This is a genomic window from Sphingomicrobium arenosum (assembly GCF_026157085.1).
Taxonomy (GTDB): Bacteria; Pseudomonadota; Alphaproteobacteria; order Sphingomonadales; family Sphingomonadaceae; genus Sphingomicrobium; species Sphingomicrobium arenosum.
On record NZ_JANPVN010000001.1, the window covers coordinates 1,067,830 to 1,082,875 of the forward strand.

Here is a 15,046-nt window from a genome sequence, read left to right on the forward strand (position 1 = left end):
TTCGAAAGCATCTTACAGTGCCGCGTCTTCCCATCCTCCTTGCCGCCCTGCTCGGCTTCGCCTCCGCCCCCGCGGCGGCCGAACCCACCGCCGAGCTCATCAAGCGCAAGACCGATCCCAACGGCTATTGCTTCGCCGACGACGTCGTGCCCCCCAGCCCCGCCCTCTGGGCGATCGAGGACACGGACACGACGCTCTATCTGTTCGGCACCGTCCACATCCTGCCCGAGGAGTTGTGCTGGCAGGACGAGCGCGTCACTCGCGCCATCTGGGCGTCCGATGAGCTGGTCACCGAGACCGATGTGGACACCGGGGTCTTTAACATCTTCGGCATGATCGCCGAAGCGTCCTTCGACCGCTCCAACCGCCCGCTGCGCGAGCGGCTCGATGCGCGCCACCATGCCACCCTCGACCGGCTCCTCGCCGAGGCGCCCATGCCCCTGCCCGAAAGCTTCTACGACAAGATCGACAGCTGGGCGCTGACCGAATACGTCTTCCAGGGCATGCTCGTGCCCGCCGAGGAGGAGAATGAGACCGGCGGCGTCGAGGGCGAACTCGAATATCAGTTCGAGGCGGCACGCAAGCCGCAGGAGTTCCTCGAGAGCCTCGCCTTCCAGATCCAGCTCGGCGATTCCTATTCGCGCGAATTGCAGGACGAGACGCTCGACAGCTGGTTCGCCTATCACGGCGGCGAATATGACGATGATCTCATCGACAAGGCCAAGGGTCAATGGGAGGCGATCCTCGAACAGTGGCGGACCGGCGAGCAGATCGACCTCGCCGCCTACATGGCCGCCCTTACGCCCGACTTCGAGAGCGACGATCCCGAGCGTGACGCCCAGCTCAGCGAGGAATATCTCGACCATCTCCTTTATGCGCGCAACCGCCACTGGGTCGACTGGATCGAGGATCGGCTCGAACGCCCCGGCACCGTCTTCATCGCGGTCGGTGCCGCGCATCTGGGCGGCGAGCGCTCGGTGCTTGACTATGCCCGCCAGCGCGGCTTGCCGGTGCGCCGCCTCGACTAGCCGCGCCGATACCGCGCTCCCCGCTCTTTTCCTTGCATCAAAGGGCCTTGCCCCCTATGGAGCGCCGGTTCGTCCCATGGTCATCCCTGGAGGCGTGGGCGAACGCGAACCATATTCTATATAAGGAAGAACAAGATGAGCGATCAGCTGACGCTGCCCGCCGAGCTGCGTGAAGGGGTTGGCAAGGGAGCCTCCCGTGCACTGCGCCGTGATGGCCGGGTGCCTGCCGTGATCTACGGCGGCAACAAGGAACCCCTCGGTATCCATATCGAGGCCAAGGAAGTCACGAAGATGCTCCAGACCGGGCACTTCATGAACTCCGTCGTCGAACTCACCGTCGGCAAGGACAAGCATCGCACCCTTCCCAAGGACGTGCAGTTCCACCCGGTGACCAGCCGTCCGATCCACATCGACTTCTTCCGTCTCGAAAAGGGCGCGACCGTCCACGTCCAGATCCCCGTCCGCTTCGTCGACGAGGAAAAGTCCAAGGGCATGACCCGTGGCGGCGTGCTCAACGTCGTGCGTCACGACCTCGACCTCGTCTGCGACGCGGCCTCGATCCCCGATGAAATCGTCATCAGCCTTGCTGGTCTCGACATCGGCGATTCGATCCACGTCAGCGCCGTCGACCTGCCCAAGGGCGCGTCGAACGAAGTCGATCGCGACTACACCATCGCCACCCTCGTCGCGCCCTCGGCCATGAAGAGCCAGGACGACGCCGCCGAGGAAGAAGAAGTCGCTGCCGACGAAGTCCCCGCGACCGAACAGGCCGACGACGCCGATGGCGACGAAGCCGAAGGCGAAGACAAGGGCGAATAAGCCTCTTCATCGTCTTGCTAAAGATCAGCGCCGCGCCAGCCTACAGGCTGGGCGGCGCTTTTCTTTTGCGCTAGGGGCGAGCCCATGCAGATCTGGGCGGGGCTCGGCAATCCGGGCGAGAAATATCGAATGCACCGGCACAATGTCGGCTTCATGGTCGTCGACACCATCGCCGAAATGTACGGCTTCTCGCCGCCCAAGAAACAGTTTCGCGGCGAAGTGCGCGAAGGCCGCATCGGCCCCCACAAGATCATCCTCCTGAAGCCCGCCACCTACATGAACGAGAGCGGTGCCTCGGTGCGCGCCGCGCTCGATTTCTACAAATTGGGTGTCGCGGATCTCACCGTCTTCCATGACGAACTCGACCTCGCCCCCATGAAGGTCAAGGCGCGCGAGGGCGGCGGGCTCGCGGGCCACAACGGCCTGCGCTCGATCAATGCGCACCTGGGACCCGATTTCACCCGCGTGCGGATCGGCATCGGCCATCCCGGCTCCAAGGACCGGGTCACTGGCCATGTCCTCGGCAATTACGCCAAGGCCGAGATGGACGACCTCGTCCACATGCTCGGCGCCATTGCCGCCGAGGCCGAGTGGCTTGCCGAGGGCGCCCTGCCCCGCTTCATGAGCGACATCGCGCTCAGGCAGGCTTCTTAGCCACTGCTTTCTTCTTCGCGGCAGGTTTCTTGGCCGCCGACCCCTTCGATCCCGCCGCTGCCGCCGGGCCCTTGGTGACCTGCTTCTGCCGCTCGGTCGCCGCCGCGCGCAGCTTGGCCGGGTTCATGGTCACCCGCGCGTTGAACGCCACCGTCACCCGCTCCTCCTCGGACAGGTTGGGATGCACCCAATGCTTGGCGTTCGACGGGAAGACGAGCAGCGTCCCCTCCTGAGGGTGCAGCGTCTCGATCCCGCGCAGCACCGGCGCCTTGACCAACCCCTGCCCCGCCGGCGCCGAGCGATGGTCGATGAACTCGATGGCGCCCGAATTGGGGTTCTTGTCCGCGCTTTTCTGCGGATTGTGCAGATAATAGGCGCCCGACCAGAAGCTGCCCGGATGATCGTGGGGAATATTGTATCCGCCCGCCGGATTGACGTTGACCCAGCCGTCGCATTCGAGCCGCAGCGCCTCGAAGCTGACCCCCGGCCCGCTCATCTTCCGCGTCACCTGCGCCACCGCCTGCATGATCGCCTGCGCCAGTTCGCGGTGCCCCGGCTCCTTGCGTTGGAAGAAATCGAGCGCCGAATGCCAGCCGTCGCGATTGGACCGCGTGATGCCCTTCTCGCCCGCACGCCGCGCCTTGAGTTCCTCGAGCACTAGCGCGTTGATGCGCTCATGATCCTCGATCCGCACCACCGCCACCGGCGTCGGAAACAGCATCCGCATGTTGACGATCTTGTGCCCCATGAAACTCTGGCTCCCCTTTTGTCGCCGCCAGTGTGTCAACGGCCCCTTGACCTTGCAAGCCAAAAGCGGGCAGCGGTCGGCGATGACCCGCCTTCTCTTCGCCTCCCCGCTCCACGAAGCCCGGCTCGACGTCGATCTCGAAGAGCTCGCTCGCACCATCCGCTATCTCGCCGAGGCCGATACGGCGGGCCAGCGTTGGGCCGAGGAAAAGGATTATTGGGGCTATACCAGCTACGCCAGCCTCGATGACCTCACCACCCGCGACCCTGCCATCGGCGAGCTGAAGCCCGTCCTCGAAAAGGAAGCGCGCGCCTTCGCCAAGGCGCTCGGCTGGGATCACAAGCCAAAGCTCGACCATATCTGGGTCAACCTCATGGAGCCCGGCGCCCATCACAGTGCTCATATCCACCCGCACAGCGTCCTGTCGGGCACGCTCTACGTCGAGGTACCGGAAAGCGCGGGCGCGATCCGCTTCGAGGATCCACGCCTGCCGATGATGATGGTCGCGCCCCTGCGCCGCGAGGATGCCCCCGAGCATCTCCAGCCCCATGTCACCATCGCGCCCTCCCCCGGCACCCTTCTCCTGTGGGAAAGTTTCCTGCGTCACGAGGTCATGCCCCATCACGGCGAGCAAGAGCGCCTCTCGATCAGCTTCAACTTCTCGTGACGCGCCCCCGCGCCCGCATCGTCCGCCCGCGCTGGTGGGCGAGCGTCCTGCGCGCGGTGACGGCGGCGGCGCTCCTGATCGTCATCGCCGTCATCCTCATCGCGTCATGGTCCGACGGCGGCGTTTCGCTTTGGGGCAGGATGTACGCCACGACCCTCGCCGCCGCGCTGCTGGTCGCGGCGATCGTCATCGTCAACGCGCTCCCACCCTCTCGCGTCGAGATCGACGAGGAGTGTATCGCGATCATCGGCCTTCTCTATGACCGGCACATCCACTGGTCCGAGGTAGAACGGATCGAGCAGCGGCCCAACTACCGCCTGCCAGGCGATCACGTCCTGATCCTGGTCGACGGATCGCGCTTGCCGCGACGCCGGTGGGACCGTTTCTGGATCGCGGGCTACCAGATCCCTCCCGGCAACGACCTTGCCGCCGACAAGCTCGCCGCGACCCTGCGCCGTCACTGGAACGCCTGGCGTCGACGCGCCGCTCACGACGCCTGACCTGCCGCCTTTTCGACAAACGGCGGTGACCGTTCATTGCGCTGACAGCCGCCCCGCCCCACCCCATGGGTGCAAAGCCGCCACGGGAGCCGTCCGCCAAATGTTGTCCATCCTCGCCGCCGCCACGCTCGTCGCCGACCGCTGCGCCTACGAAGGCCCGCCCCCGCTCGCGCTCGACCCCGCCGCCTTCGCCGCGCCCGAACAGGTCGCGGCGCCGCTGCCCGACTTCGACCCCACCTTCGACACGGCGCTTCAAAAGGCCAAGAGCGACGCGCTCGGCGTCGCTGTCTATCGCCGCGGCCAGCCCGTTTGGAGCCGCACCCACGGCATCGCCGCAGCTCAGCATTTTCACTGGGCCAGCATCGGCAAATCCGCGCTCGCCGTCGCCATCCTCCAGCTGGTCGACGAAGGCCGCCTCTCGCTCGACACCACGATCGAGCGCTGGGCGCCCGACACGCCTTATGCCGACGCCATCACCATCGCCGACCTGCTCAGCCACAAGAGTGGCCTCTACAGCGCCACCGAGGACCCCGACCAGGCCGCCACGCGCCCCATGGGCTATGCCGACAAGGGCTATTTCTTCTGCCCCGGCCAGCATTTCAAATATTCGAATGATGGCTACCGCCAGCTCGGCGCCATCCTCGCCGCCGTGGAGGGCAAGCCATGGCAGCAATCGGTGCGCGAGCGCGTACTCGCCCCGCTCGGCCTGACGCATGCCATCGTCATCGACGAGGCCAATGCCGCCAGCGTGCTCGTCCCCGATGGCGTCGGCCAGTCGGCGCTCGAACCCGGCCCCGCAGGCGGTCTTGCCGGCAGCCCCTCCGACCTTGCCGTCTATTGGGGTGCGCTGATGGAAAGCCGCCTCCTGCCCCAGCCCCTGCGCGACACGATGGTCTCGTGCCTTTACCCGATGGGCGATGGCGTCAGCTATTACGGTCATGGCGCGATGGTCTGGAACATGGCGGCCGACAATCTCTATCTCATCGGCCATGCCGGGGGGATGAAGGGCCAGAACAGCGTTGTCCTCTATTCGCCCGCCGACGAGCTCACCGTCGCGGTCGCCAATGTCGGCCCCGCGCAGGCCGCCGCCATCGCCAAGCTCTTCATCGACCGCGCCCGCGCCGACTAGGCGTTGCCCACCGCCCCGCGATCCCCTAACAGCCTCGCGAGATTAGATTTCACGAGGTTCCCATGGGTTTCAAATGCGGCATCGTCGGGCTGCCCAACGTCGGCAAGTCCACCCTGTTCAACGCGCTCACCGAGACGCAGTCGGCACAGGCCGCCAACTATCCCTTCTGCACCATCGAGCCCAACGTGGGTCAGGTCGCCGTGCCCGACCCGCGCCTCGACAAGATCGCGGGCATCGCGGGCTCGGCAAAGATCATCCCGACCCAGCTCGCCTTCGTCGACATCGCCGGCCTCGTGAAGGGCGCGTCGAAGGGCGAGGGCCTCGGCAACCAGTTCCTCGCCAACATCCGCGAGGTGGACGCCATCGTCCACGTCCTGCGCTGCTTCGAGGATGACGACATCCAGCACGTCTCCAACCATGTCGATCCCATCGCGGACGCCGAAGTGGTCGAGACCGAACTGCTCCTCGCCGACCTCGAAAGCCTCGAGAAGCGCGTGCCCAATGCGCAAAAGCGCGCGACCGGCGGCGACAAGGACGCCAAGATCATGGCGAGCGTGCTCGGCAAGGCGCTCGATCTGCTGCGCGACGGCAAGCCTGCGCGCCTCACCGACATCAATGACGAGGAAGAGGCCAGGCATTTCCGCCAGGCCCAGCTACTGACCGCCAAGCCCGTCCTCTATGTCTGCAACGTCAACGAGGACGATGCGGCCAATGGCAATGACTATTCGGCCAAGGTGTTCGAAAAGGCCAAGGCCGAGGGCGCCGAAGCCGTCATCGTCTCCGCCGCGATCGAGGCCGACATGGTCGGCATGGACCCCGCCGAGCGGCTCGAGTTCCTCGGCGAGATGGGGCTCGAGGAAACCGGCCTCAACCGCATCATCCGCGCCGGCTACGACCTCCTCAACCTCCATACCTTCTTCACCTGCGGCCCCAAGGAAGCGCGGGCCTGGACCGTCGCCAAGGGTGCCAAGGCCCCCCAAGCCGCGGGCGAGATCCACACCGACTTCGAACGCGGCTTCATCCGCGCCGAGACCATCGCCTTCGACGACTATGTCGAACTCGGCGGCGAATCCGGCGCGCGCGATGCAGGCAAGCTGCGGCAGGAAGGCAAGGAATATGTCGTCCACGACGGCGACATCATGATGTTCAAGTTCAACGTCTGATGCTCTTCTGGGAAGATCTGGAGGTCGGCGAGCGCTATGAACTCGGCACCACCGAGGTGACGCGCGAGGAAGTGATTTCCTTCGCCGAGCGCTACGACCCCCAGCCTTTCCATCTCTCCGACGAAGCCGCCGCCATGACCCATTTCGGGCGCATCAGCGCGTCCGGCTGGCATACGTGCGCGATGGTCATGCGCGTCATCGTCGACAGTTTCACGCAGCGCCAACTCGCCAGCGTCGGCTCGCCCGGCGTCGACAATTTGCGTTGGCTCAAGCCTGTTTTCCCGGGCGACACGCTGACCGTAACCTCCGAAACGCTCGAGGCCACGCCTTCGCGCTCCAAACCCGGCCTTGGCAGCGCGCGCAGCCGCATCGAGGCGGTGAACCAGGACGGGGTGAAGGTCCTCACGATGGACACCATCCTCCTCGTCCTGCGCCGTCCCAGCGCCGACTAGCCCCACAACAGCCCCCGCCCTTCACCGTCATCCCAGCGCAGGCTGGGATCCATGCCAACCCGCCTGCAATCCGTTCCAGGCATGAGCCCCAGCCTGCGCTGGGGCGACGCCGGATGATGGCGCTCCGAACACAAAGAAAAAGGCCCGGCGGATCGCTCCACCGGGCCTTTTTTTTCATCGACCGTATGGCTGGAGGGCTCAGCCCTTCACACCGCGACCATGTTCGGCGGCTTCGGCCTTGGCCTCTTCGCGCTCTGCCATGTTCTCGGGATCCAGCGGACCCTTGGCCACGACCTTGCGCTTGGCTTCCGCCCAGATCTGGCGATAGCTCATATAGGCAAACACCGTCGCAAAGGCGAGGAAGATGAGCACCGCGAGACCGGCATTCTTGCGCGTATCGGCCTTGGGCTCGGCCGCCCACATCAGGAAGGCCGCGACGTCGGCCGACATCTGCTCGACGGTCGCCTCGGGGGCGCCTTCGGGATAGTCGACCTGGCCGTCCGCCGTGATCGGCGCGGGCATGGCGATGTTGAGGTTGGGGAAATAAGGGTTGTGATACAGCCCCTCGCCCGGCTGCGCCTCGGGGAATTCCTCGGCCAGCTCCTCCGCGCTCTGCTCATAGCCCTGGTAGGGGTCCTGATAGCCGGTCAGCAGCGAGTAGATATAGGCCGGACCGTCGGCGCGCGCCTTGGCAATCAGCGACAGGTCGGGCGGATAGGCATTGTTGTTCGCCGCACGCGCCGCAACTTCGTTCGCATAGGGGTTCGGGAAACGATCCGCCGGCAGCGCCGGACGCGTCGAGGCTTCACCCGTGTCGGGGTTCACCGTCGGCACTTCGATCGCCCAGTTGGCGGCAAAGGCCTTCACCTGCTCGGGCGTATAGCCGAGGTCCTCGAGGTTGCGGAACGCCACATACTGCATGCCGTGGCACGAGGCGCAGACGTTCTGGAACACCGCGAAGCCACGCTGCAGCTGGGCCTGGTCGTAACGACCGAAGGCACCGTCGAAGGTGAAGTCGACATCCTTGTTGGCCTTGTGCAGCACATGCTCGGCGCTCTCCGCCGGCGGCTCCTTGAAGTAGTTCGCCGCGTCGGTGACGAAGGCGATGAGCAGCACCCCGAGGAAGCCGAGGCCGATCAGGAACGCAAAGCCGCGGATGCCGATGAATTTCAAAAGCTGACCCATGGTCGTGTCGGTCCTTCGTTCTTAAGCCTTGGCGAGCCCGTAGGGCGCGCTTTCCTCCGCTTCGCCGTGCAGCACCGAACTCGAGATCGAGTTGGGCATGGGCAGCGGCTTCTCGAACTTCGAGATCAGCGGCAGGATGATGAGGAAGTGGGCGAAATAATAGGCCGTGGCGATCTGCATGATCGCGACCACCGGGGCAGTCGGTTCGGCGCCACCGGCCCAGCCGAGCAGGAGCACGTCGACGATCAGGATCATGAAGAAAACCTTGAACATCGGGCGATAATGCCCCGAGCGCACCGGCGAGCGGTCGAGCCACGGCAAGAGGAAGAGCAGCAGGATCGAGCCGAACATCGCGATCACGCCCCACAGCTTGGCGGGCAGGATGAAGTCCACCGTGAAGGCCTTCAGGATGCCGTAGAAGGGCAGGAAGTACCATTCGGGCACGATGTGCGCGGGCGTCGCCAGCGGGTTGGCCTCGATATAATTGTCGGGGTGACCCAGCGCGTTGGGCGCGAAGAAGACGACCGCGGCATAAAGCATCAGGAAGGCGAGCACGAACCAGCCGTCCTTGGCGGTGAAGAACGGGTGGAAGGGCAGCGTGTCCTTCTCGGTCTTCACGTCGACGCCGGTCGGGTTGGACGAACCCGGGATGTGCAGCGCCCAGGTCTTCAGGATCACCACCGCCGCGATCACGAAGGGCAGCAGATAGTGCAGCGAGAAGAAGCGCGTCAGCGCGGCCTGGTCGGGGGCATAGCCACCCAGCAGGAAGACGCGCAGCGGTTCGCCGACGACCGGGAAGGCCGAGAAGAAGCCGGTGATGACCTGCGCGCCCCAGTAGCTCATCTGGCCCCAGGGAAGCACATAGCCCATGAAGGCGGTCGCCATCATCAGGAGGTAGACGACGAGGCCGAGCATCCAGACGAGCTCGCGCGGCGCCTTGTAGGAGCCGTAGAACAGCCCGCGGAAGATGTGGATGTAGACGACGATGAAGAAGAAGCTTGCCCCGTTGGCGTGGGCATAGCGCAGGAACCAGCCCGAATTGACGTCGCGCATGATGTGCTCGGTCGATCCGAAGGCGGTGCCGATGCCGCTATTGTACCACATCGCCAGCGTGATGCCGGTGACGATCTGGATCATCAGGAAGACCCCGGCGAGCACGCCGAAGTTCCACGCATAGTTGAGGTTGCGCGGCACGGGATAGCCGCCACCGACGGCGCCATAGACCATGCGGGGGAGCGGCAGGCGCTGGTCGATCCAGTGGCCCAGCTGCGTCTTGGGTTCGTAAGGCTTTGCCCAGGCGAAACTCATAGTTCTTCTTCCTAGCCGATCCGGATGAGGGTGTCGGAGACGAATTCAAATTCAGGCACGACGAGGTTGGTCGGCGCCGGCCCTTTGCGGATGCGACCCGCGGTGTCGTAGTGCGAGCCGTGGCAGGGGCAGAAATAGCCGTCGTAATCGCCCTTATTCTCGCCCTCGGCGGCCCCCAGCGGCACGCAGCCGAGGTGGGTGCAAACGCCCATGGTGACGAGCCAGTTGGCCTTGCCCTCGGCGGTGCGCTCGGCGAGCGTCTGCGGATCGCGCAGGCTCGAGGCGTCGACCGCATTGGCCTCCTCGATCTCGGCGTCGGTCAGGTTGCGCACGAACACCGGCTGCTTGCGCCAGCTGGTCTTGATCGCCTGGCCCTTCTCGACCTTCGAGATGTCGACCTCGATCGAGGCAAGCGCCAGCACGTCGGCGGGCGGGCTCATCTGGTTGACGAGCGGAAAGGCGACCGCGCCCACGCCCACCGCGCCGAACGAGACGGCGGCGATGTCGAGAAAGTCGCGGCGACGCACGCCGGTCTCGGCAGTGCTGTCTTCTTTGAGGAGGGGGTCAGGCTGTTCGACCGTGGCCATGGATGATCCCTAAGTCTAGGCTTGCTTCGCGAAAAGGGGCCCTCAAGCGAATGGGGACCCACAGGTTGGGCGCCTGATAGACGCGATGGTCCCCATTTGCCAAGGCCGGATTTCGCCTTTGCCTGGCCGACAACGGGTTGCGCCTTCGCGACGACACGATAAAGCGGCGCTCATGCAACCACTTGACGATCAGCAACAGGCCGCCCGCGACTGGTTCGAGAAGCTCCGCGACCGGATTTGTGCCGCTTTCGAGGCGATCGAGCGCGAGGCCGGCTCCGACGCCAGCTTCGATTACACCAGTTGGAAGCGCGAGGACGCCTCGGCGCCCGACGGAAACGGCGGCGGCGGCACGCGCGGCACCATGAAGGGCAAGGTCTTCGAGAAGGTCGGCGTTAACGTCTCGACCGTGGGCGGCGAGTTCAGCCCCGAATTCGCCCCCTCGATCCCCGGCGCCGAGGAAGACCCGCGCTTTTTCGCAACCGGCATCAGCCTCGTCGCGCACATGGCCAACCCCCATGTGCCCGCCGTCCACATGAATACGCGATTCCTCACGACGACCAAGCGCTGGTTCGGCGGCGGCGCCGACCTCAACCCCGCCATCCCTTACGAGGACGACACCGAAGCCTTCCACGCCCGGCTGCGCGCCGCCTGCGCCGCGCACGATGCGACCTACTACGACAAGTTCAAGAAGTGGGCGGACGACTATTTCTATCTGCCCCATCGCCAGGTGCATCGCGGCGTCGGCGGCATCTTTTACGACCGTCTCGATGCGGCGGGCGAATTGTTCGAGCCGCAATTCGCCTTCACCCGCGATGTCGGCGAGGCGTTCCTCGACATCTTCCCGCAGATCGTCCGCAAACGGATGGACAACGATTGGAGCGAAGAGGACATGGGCGCCCTCCTCGACTTTCGCGGGCGCTATGTCGAATTCAACCTGCTCTACGACCGCGGCACGCTGTTCGGCCTCAAGACCGGCGGCAATGTCGATGCCATCCTCATGAGCCTGCCCCCGCTCGCGCGCTGGCAATAGGCCCTTAGCTGAGCGGTCCGCTGTCGACGGCGGGCACGCTCACCACCGGGTCGGCCGCATTGCCCGCCAGCTGGTGATAGATGCGCGCGAGGATGGTTGAATAGACGATCGTCACCGCCGCCTGCGCCAGCGTCGAGACCAGGCCATGGGCGACTGCCGCCAGGTTCATCGGCTCGGGTTCGCCAAGCACCAGCTGGATCGCCAATCCGCCGATCAGTTCGACCGCGCCCATGAAGATGAAGACGCCGATCGACAGCAGCAGGACAAAGCCGAGGATGCGCCAGAAATGGCCCTTGGTCAGCGCCCAGCTGCGCTTCAGCACGGCGACCGGCCCGCCTTCCTCGGCCGCGATCACCGGCGTCGTGACCGCCAGCCGCATGCCGACCCAGAGGATGACGAGGACGAAGGCGATGATCGCCAACGCCGCGGCGGGCGAGATGGTGTCGGGCGTCATCGCCTGGTCGAAATTGGCCAGCGCTGTCGTGCCCAAGGCCATCACGACCAGCAGCGCAAAAAGAAGAAGCATCGGAATGATCAGCAGCAGCACCATGCCGATCGTCACCAGCGCCCGCTTGAGACCGCGACGCAGCGCATCGCCCACGCTCGCGCCGCGGAACAGCGCGAGATAGCTGATCGCGATCGACCCGATGATGCTGACCAGCATGAACAGGAAGCTGAGGAAGGTGACGAGCGCATCGCCTTCGCTGGCATCGACATCGACCCCGCTGCCGACGACCTGGCTCTCGCCCGGCGAGAGCGTCATCAGGACCGTGCCCGGCAACACCACCGTCGCCAGCGCCACGATGAACATCAGCCGCCCGTCGCGCGCGATGATCGGCCGCGCATCGTCCCACGCCTTGCTGATCGACAGTCGTGCCATGTCCGTTTGCTCCCCTATGGTGTCTTGCCTGCGACCATAGCAAAGCCGCGGCCCTTGCCAACCGCCGATGGGCAGCGCACATCGCGCGCCATGGGAATCGAATGGCAGACCAGCGACGCGCCCGTCCCGTACGAAGATGCGCTCGCCGACATGACCGCGCGCGCCGAAGCGATCCGCGAGGGGCTCGCAACCGAGCGCATCTGGCTGCTCGAACATCCCCCGCTCTTCACCGCGGGCACCAGCGCCGATCCGGCCGAACTCTTCAACCCCGAGGGCTTCCCGGTCTACGATGCCGGTCGCGGCGGGCGCTACACCTATCACGGGCCCGGCCAGCGGGTCGGCTATCTCAATCTCGACCTCGGCGCGCGCGGGCGCGATATCCGCCGTTTCGTCCACTGCCTCGAAGGCTGGATGATCGACGCGCTCGGCGACCTCGGCGTCGAGGCACGGCGCGAGCCCGGGCGTATCGGCATCTGGACCGGCCACGGCGCGCAGGAGGCCAAGATCGGCGCCATCGGCGTGCGCGTCAAACGCTGGGTCACGCTCCACGGCTTTTCGATCAACGTCGCCCCCGACCTCTCGCACTTCGGTGGCATCGTGCCGTGCGGCATCGCCGATTATGGCGTCACCAGCCTCGAGAAGCTCGGCGCGCCAAGCGACATGGCCAGCGTCGATGCCGCGCTCGCCGCTTATGCCGACAACTTCCTTGCGCAGCTGTCGGGCAAGTGCCAGCAAGACGCCTGCACCTCATGACCATCGGAGACATCATGCGCCGCCTCATCCTCGCCAGCCTCGCCCTCCCGCTCCTCGCCTGTGGCGGTTCGGAGGAAGCCACCCCGGTCGAGGACCAGGGCGAGACCCCGGAAGTCGAGGCGATCGAGGGCCGCGACATCACCGCCATCGACGCGGCCACCGACAATGACGCCGGCCTCGCCGACGACGACGTGCCTGGCCGCAATGCGGAACGCGAAAGCGAAGAGGACTAGGCCAGCCCCAACAGCTTGTGCGTCTGGAGCGTCAGCCGCCACTGCGGCCGCTCCATCACCAGCGCGATCGCCGCGTCGGTATTGGCCTCCACCTCCTCGCCGTCCATCGGCTGGAGGAGGAAATGATCGAAATCCAATGCCTCGAGCGCATCCATGTCGAAGGGCTGCGGCCACACCAGCTTCAATTCATCGCCCGAGCGCTGGACGAGCTCCGACCCGAATTTGGGGCTGATGCACAGCCAGTCGATCCCCGCGGGTGCGGCAATCGTCCCGTTGCTCTCGACCGAGATCCTGAACCCTTGCGCGTGAAGCGCATCGATCAGCGCCGCATCGAGCTGCAACAAGGGCTCGCCGCCGGTGATCACCACCATCCGGTCGCGCGTGCCCTCGCCCCACAGGCCGGCCACGGCTTCGGCGAGCGCTTCGGCGCTGGCGAACTTGCCGCCATTCACCCCGTCCGTGCCGACGAAATCGGTATCGCAGAATTGGCACACCGCCTTGGCGCGATCGCGCTCCAGCCCCGACCACAAATTGCACCCGGCAAAGCGCAGGAAAACCGCGCGCGCGCCCGCCTGCATGCCCTCACCTTGAAGGGTCAGGAAAATCTCTTTGACCGCATAGGCCATCAGGCGGGCACCACCCCAGCTGCATAGCGCGTCGGATCCTCGAGCCCCGCCTCGACAAACCCCTTGTGCCGGAGCCGGCAGCTGTCACAGCGCCCACAGGCACCGCCATCCGCGCCCGGATCATAGCAGCTGTGCGACAGCCCCGCGTCCATCCCCAGCCGCGCCGCCTCGCGCGCGATGTCGGCCTTGGTCATGTCCTGCAAGGGCGTGCGAATGCGCATCACCTGCCCCTCGTCGCCTGCCTTGGTGGCGAGCTGCGCCAATCGCTCGAACTGGGCGATGAAATCGGGACGACAATCGGGATAGCCCGAATAGTCGAGGCTGTTCACCCCGATGAAGATGTCGTTGGCTCCGCGCGTCTCGGCATAAGCGAGGCATAGCGACAGGAACACCGTGTTGCGCGCGGGCACATAGGTCACCGGAATGCCCTCGCGCACGCCCTCCTTGGGCACGTCGATGTCCGCCGTCAGCGCCGAGCCGCCAAAGGCGGTGAGGTCGAGCGGGAGCACCACATGCTCGGCCGCGCCCACATCCGCCGCGATCCGCCCCGCCGCGTCCAATTCGACCCGATGCCGCTGATGGTAATCGATGGTCAGCGCATGAATGGCATAGCCCGCCTCGCGCGCCAGCCCCGCACAGACCATCGAATCGAGCCCGCCCGACAACAAAATAACCGCTTTTTTCTTCATGGGACGGCCCCTTAGGGAAAAAGCCCCGCGCCGACAAATGCCCCGCACACACCGAGCAGGTCAGTGACGTTTGCTGGCTAGGCGCGAGGAGCGTGGCGATGCAGCGCATCGCGAGCGACCGAGCAACGACGTCCAGCGGGCGTCAGTGGCCTGCGCTCAACAGGCGCCAATGCGCCGGGCATGCAGCGTATCATGGAAGGGCAACCCCTCCTTGATCCCCTGCGTCACGATGCGCAGCGAGCGCGGCGTCACCACTTGCACCTCGCTCGACCCGAAGCCGCCGCGCGCACAGGTGTATCGCATCAGCGCATTATTGCCCTCTTCGGACACGGTCATGCGGGTGCACTGGTTGCCGAGATGCTCGAACTGGGCGAGCATCGACACGTCGGCGAGGCAGATGCGGCGCGGCGCCATCCGGCTGCCCGGCTTGGACACTTCCCACAAGCCCGCCTCGACCTTCGACAGGAGGTGCGGCGCGCCCTTATGCTCGAGCGCAAGCGCCGCCGTCCCGCTGAGGGCAAGCCCCAGCGCGGCAACACCGATCGTCGCTCGAATCACTCGTTTCATCGTGTCTCTTTTAGCAGATTTGGATGAA

Annotated in this window: 19 protein-coding genes; 11 read left to right on the forward strand and 8 right to left on the reverse strand. The window is 65.6% G+C overall.

The window, feature by feature from the left end; genetic code table 11:
* The first annotated feature begins 17 nt into the window (after positions 1-17).
* From NUW51_RS05175 to pth, 3 genes are all read left to right on the forward strand, one after another.
* Entirely contained in the window at positions 18-1,028 is a 1,011-nt protein-coding gene (locus NUW51_RS05175; protein WP_265563377.1) for a TraB/GumN family protein, read from the forward strand.
* A 135-nt stretch (positions 1,029-1,163) separates the two neighbouring features.
* Positions 1,164-1,847: a 50S ribosomal protein L25/general stress protein Ctc gene (locus NUW51_RS05180; protein ID WP_265563379.1), complete on the forward strand. Its 684-nt coding sequence runs from the start codon at positions 1,164-1,166 to the stop codon at positions 1,845-1,847.
* Positions 1,848-1,931: 84 nt separating this feature from the next.
* Positions 1,932-2,501, forward strand: coding sequence for an aminoacyl-tRNA hydrolase (gene pth / locus NUW51_RS05185; RefSeq protein ID WP_265563381.1), 570 nt, complete (start codon positions 1,932-1,934; stop codon positions 2,499-2,501).
* Here the strand turns inward: pth and NUW51_RS05190 are convergent.
* Positions 2,485-3,249: a TIGR02466 family protein gene (locus NUW51_RS05190; RefSeq protein WP_265563383.1), complete on the reverse strand. Its 765-nt coding sequence runs from the start codon at positions 3,247-3,249 to the stop codon at positions 2,485-2,487. The two genes, pth and NUW51_RS05190, sit on opposite strands and share 17 nt — an antisense overlap.
* 82 nt (positions 3,250-3,331) lie before the next feature.
* On the opposite strand from NUW51_RS05190, the gene NUW51_RS05195 reads away from it, so the two are divergent.
* The 5 genes from NUW51_RS05195 to NUW51_RS05215 all read left to right on the forward strand — a co-directional run bounded on the left by NUW51_RS05195 (position 3,332) and on the right by NUW51_RS05215 (position 7,160).
* Positions 3,332-3,916, forward strand: coding sequence for a TIGR02466 family protein (locus NUW51_RS05195; protein ID WP_265563386.1), 585 nt, complete (start codon positions 3,332-3,334; stop codon positions 3,914-3,916).
* Positions 3,913-4,416 carry a hypothetical protein gene (locus NUW51_RS05200; RefSeq protein ID WP_265563388.1) on the forward strand — a complete coding sequence of 168 codons (504 nt, stop codon included), beginning with the start codon at positions 3,913-3,915 and terminating at the stop codon, positions 4,414-4,416. The genes NUW51_RS05195 and NUW51_RS05200 overlap by 4 nt, the downstream gene beginning before the upstream one ends.
* Positions 4,417-4,516: 100 nt before the next feature.
* Positions 4,517-5,545: a serine hydrolase domain-containing protein gene (locus tag NUW51_RS05205; RefSeq protein WP_265563390.1), complete on the forward strand. Its 1,029-nt coding sequence runs from the start codon at positions 4,517-4,519 to the stop codon at positions 5,543-5,545.
* A 62-nt stretch (positions 5,546-5,607) separates the two neighbouring features.
* On the forward strand, positions 5,608-6,708 hold the full coding sequence (gene ychF / locus NUW51_RS05210) for a redox-regulated ATPase YchF (RefSeq protein WP_265563392.1): 1,101 nt from the start codon (positions 5,608-5,610) through the stop codon (positions 6,706-6,708).
* On the forward strand, positions 6,708-7,160 hold the full coding sequence (locus NUW51_RS05215; RefSeq protein ID WP_265563394.1) for a MaoC family dehydratase: 453 nt from the start codon (positions 6,708-6,710) through the stop codon (positions 7,158-7,160). Before ychF ends, NUW51_RS05215 begins: the two co-directional genes overlap by 1 nt.
* Before the next feature lie 198 nt (positions 7,161-7,358).
* Here the strand turns inward: NUW51_RS05215 and NUW51_RS05220 are convergent, their stop codons facing one another.
* From NUW51_RS05220 to petA, 3 genes are read right to left on the reverse strand one after another with little or no spacing between them, the layout of a single operon-like run.
* Positions 7,359-8,345, reverse strand: a complete 987-nt coding sequence (locus tag NUW51_RS05220) for a cytochrome c1 (protein ID WP_265563396.1) — start codon at positions 8,343-8,345, stop codon at positions 7,359-7,361.
* A gap of 21 nt (positions 8,346-8,366) precedes the next feature.
* A complete protein-coding gene (locus tag NUW51_RS05225; protein WP_265563398.1) occupies positions 8,367-9,653 on the reverse strand; it encodes a cytochrome b in 1,287 nt (428 codons plus the stop codon).
* Between the two features lie 11 nt (positions 9,654-9,664).
* On the reverse strand, positions 9,665-10,240 hold the full coding sequence (gene petA, locus NUW51_RS05230; RefSeq protein WP_265563400.1) for a ubiquinol-cytochrome c reductase iron-sulfur subunit: 576 nt from the start codon (positions 10,238-10,240) through the stop codon (positions 9,665-9,667).
* Positions 10,241-10,412: 172 nt separating this feature from the next.
* Here petA and hemF point away from each other — a divergent pair, with 172 nt between their 5' ends.
* Positions 10,413-11,270 carry an oxygen-dependent coproporphyrinogen oxidase gene (hemF, locus tag NUW51_RS05235; protein WP_265563402.1) on the forward strand — a complete coding sequence of 286 codons (858 nt, stop codon included), beginning with the start codon at positions 10,413-10,415 and terminating at the stop codon, positions 11,268-11,270.
* A gap of 4 nt (positions 11,271-11,274) precedes the next feature.
* Here hemF and NUW51_RS05240 read toward each other — a convergent pair whose 3' ends face one another.
* On the reverse strand, positions 11,275-12,150 hold the full coding sequence (locus tag NUW51_RS05240) for a glycerophosphoryl diester phosphodiesterase membrane domain-containing protein (protein ID WP_265563404.1): 876 nt from the start codon (positions 12,148-12,150) through the stop codon (positions 11,275-11,277).
* Between the two features lie 90 nt (positions 12,151-12,240).
* On the opposite strand from NUW51_RS05240, the gene lipB reads away from it, so the two are divergent.
* Together lipB and NUW51_RS05250 are read left to right on the forward strand one after the other, a co-directional pair.
* Positions 12,241-12,903 carry a lipoyl(octanoyl) transferase LipB gene (gene lipB, locus NUW51_RS05245; RefSeq protein WP_265587933.1) on the forward strand — a complete coding sequence of 221 codons (663 nt, stop codon included), beginning with the start codon at positions 12,241-12,243 and terminating at the stop codon, positions 12,901-12,903.
* The gene (locus tag NUW51_RS05250; protein WP_265563406.1) at positions 12,900-13,136 is read left to right on the forward strand and encodes a hypothetical protein; all 237 of its coding nucleotides are present in this window, start codon (positions 12,900-12,902) and stop codon (positions 13,134-13,136) included. The genes lipB and NUW51_RS05250 overlap by 4 nt, the downstream gene beginning before the upstream one ends.
* On the opposite strand, the gene queE is transcribed toward NUW51_RS05250, so the two are convergent.
* The 3 genes from queE to NUW51_RS05265 all read right to left on the reverse strand — a co-directional run bounded on the left by queE (position 13,133) and on the right by NUW51_RS05265 (position 15,018).
* Positions 13,133-13,762, reverse strand: coding sequence for a 7-carboxy-7-deazaguanine synthase (gene queE, locus NUW51_RS05255; protein WP_265563408.1), 630 nt, complete (start codon positions 13,760-13,762; stop codon positions 13,133-13,135). The genes NUW51_RS05250 and queE overlap by 4 nt on opposite strands.
* The gene (gene queC, locus NUW51_RS05260; RefSeq protein ID WP_265563410.1) at positions 13,762-14,451 is read right to left on the reverse strand and encodes a 7-cyano-7-deazaguanine synthase QueC; all 690 of its coding nucleotides are present in this window, start codon (positions 14,449-14,451) and stop codon (positions 13,762-13,764) included. Before queC ends, queE begins: the two co-directional genes overlap by 1 nt.
* 156 nt (positions 14,452-14,607) lie before the next feature.
* Positions 14,608-15,018, reverse strand: a complete 411-nt coding sequence (locus NUW51_RS05265) for a DUF3617 domain-containing protein (RefSeq protein ID WP_265563412.1) — start codon at positions 15,016-15,018, stop codon at positions 14,608-14,610.
* Positions 15,019-15,046: the final 28 nt, after the last annotated feature.

Coding starts and splice junctions, on each gene's coding strand:
- NUW51_RS05180 (WP_265563379.1), top strand. CDS start 1,164: ATGAGCGATCAGCTGACGCTGCCCGCCGAGCTGCGTGAAGGGGTTGGC.
- pth (WP_265563381.1), top strand. CDS start 1,932: ATGCAGATCTGGGCGGGGCTCGGCAATCCGGGCGAGAAATATCGAATG.
- NUW51_RS05190 (WP_265563383.1), bottom strand. CDS start 3,249: ATGGGGCACAAGATCGTCAACATGCGGATGCTGTTTCCGACGCCGGTG.
- NUW51_RS05195 (WP_265563386.1), top strand. CDS start 3,332: ATGACCCGCCTTCTCTTCGCCTCCCCGCTCCACGAAGCCCGGCTCGAC.
- NUW51_RS05205 (WP_265563390.1), top strand. CDS start 4,517: ATGTTGTCCATCCTCGCCGCCGCCACGCTCGTCGCCGACCGCTGCGCC.
- ychF (WP_265563392.1), top strand. CDS start 5,608: ATGGGTTTCAAATGCGGCATCGTCGGGCTGCCCAACGTCGGCAAGTCC.
- NUW51_RS05215 (WP_265563394.1), top strand. CDS start 6,708: ATGCTCTTCTGGGAAGATCTGGAGGTCGGCGAGCGCTATGAACTCGGC.
- NUW51_RS05220 (WP_265563396.1), bottom strand. CDS start 8,345: ATGGGTCAGCTTTTGAAATTCATCGGCATCCGCGGCTTTGCGTTCCTG.
- NUW51_RS05225 (WP_265563398.1), bottom strand. CDS start 9,653: ATGAGTTTCGCCTGGGCAAAGCCTTACGAACCCAAGACGCAGCTGGGC.
- petA (WP_265563400.1), bottom strand. CDS start 10,240: ATGGCCACGGTCGAACAGCCTGACCCCCTCCTCAAAGAAGACAGCACT.
- hemF (WP_265563402.1), top strand. CDS start 10,413: ATGCAACCACTTGACGATCAGCAACAGGCCGCCCGCGACTGGTTCGAG.
- NUW51_RS05240 (WP_265563404.1), bottom strand. CDS start 12,150: ATGGCACGACTGTCGATCAGCAAGGCGTGGGACGATGCGCGGCCGATC.
- lipB (WP_265587933.1), top strand. CDS start 12,241: ATGGGAATCGAATGGCAGACCAGCGACGCGCCCGTCCCGTACGAAGAT.
- NUW51_RS05250 (WP_265563406.1), top strand. CDS start 12,900: ATGACCATCGGAGACATCATGCGCCGCCTCATCCTCGCCAGCCTCGCC.
- queE (WP_265563408.1), bottom strand. CDS start 13,762: ATGGCCTATGCGGTCAAAGAGATTTTCCTGACCCTTCAAGGTGAGGGC.
- queC (WP_265563410.1), bottom strand. CDS start 14,451: ATGAAGAAAAAAGCGGTTATTTTGTTGTCGGGCGGGCTCGATTCGATG.
- NUW51_RS05265 (WP_265563412.1), bottom strand. CDS start 15,018: ATGAAACGAGTGATTCGAGCGACGATCGGTGTTGCCGCGCTGGGGCTT.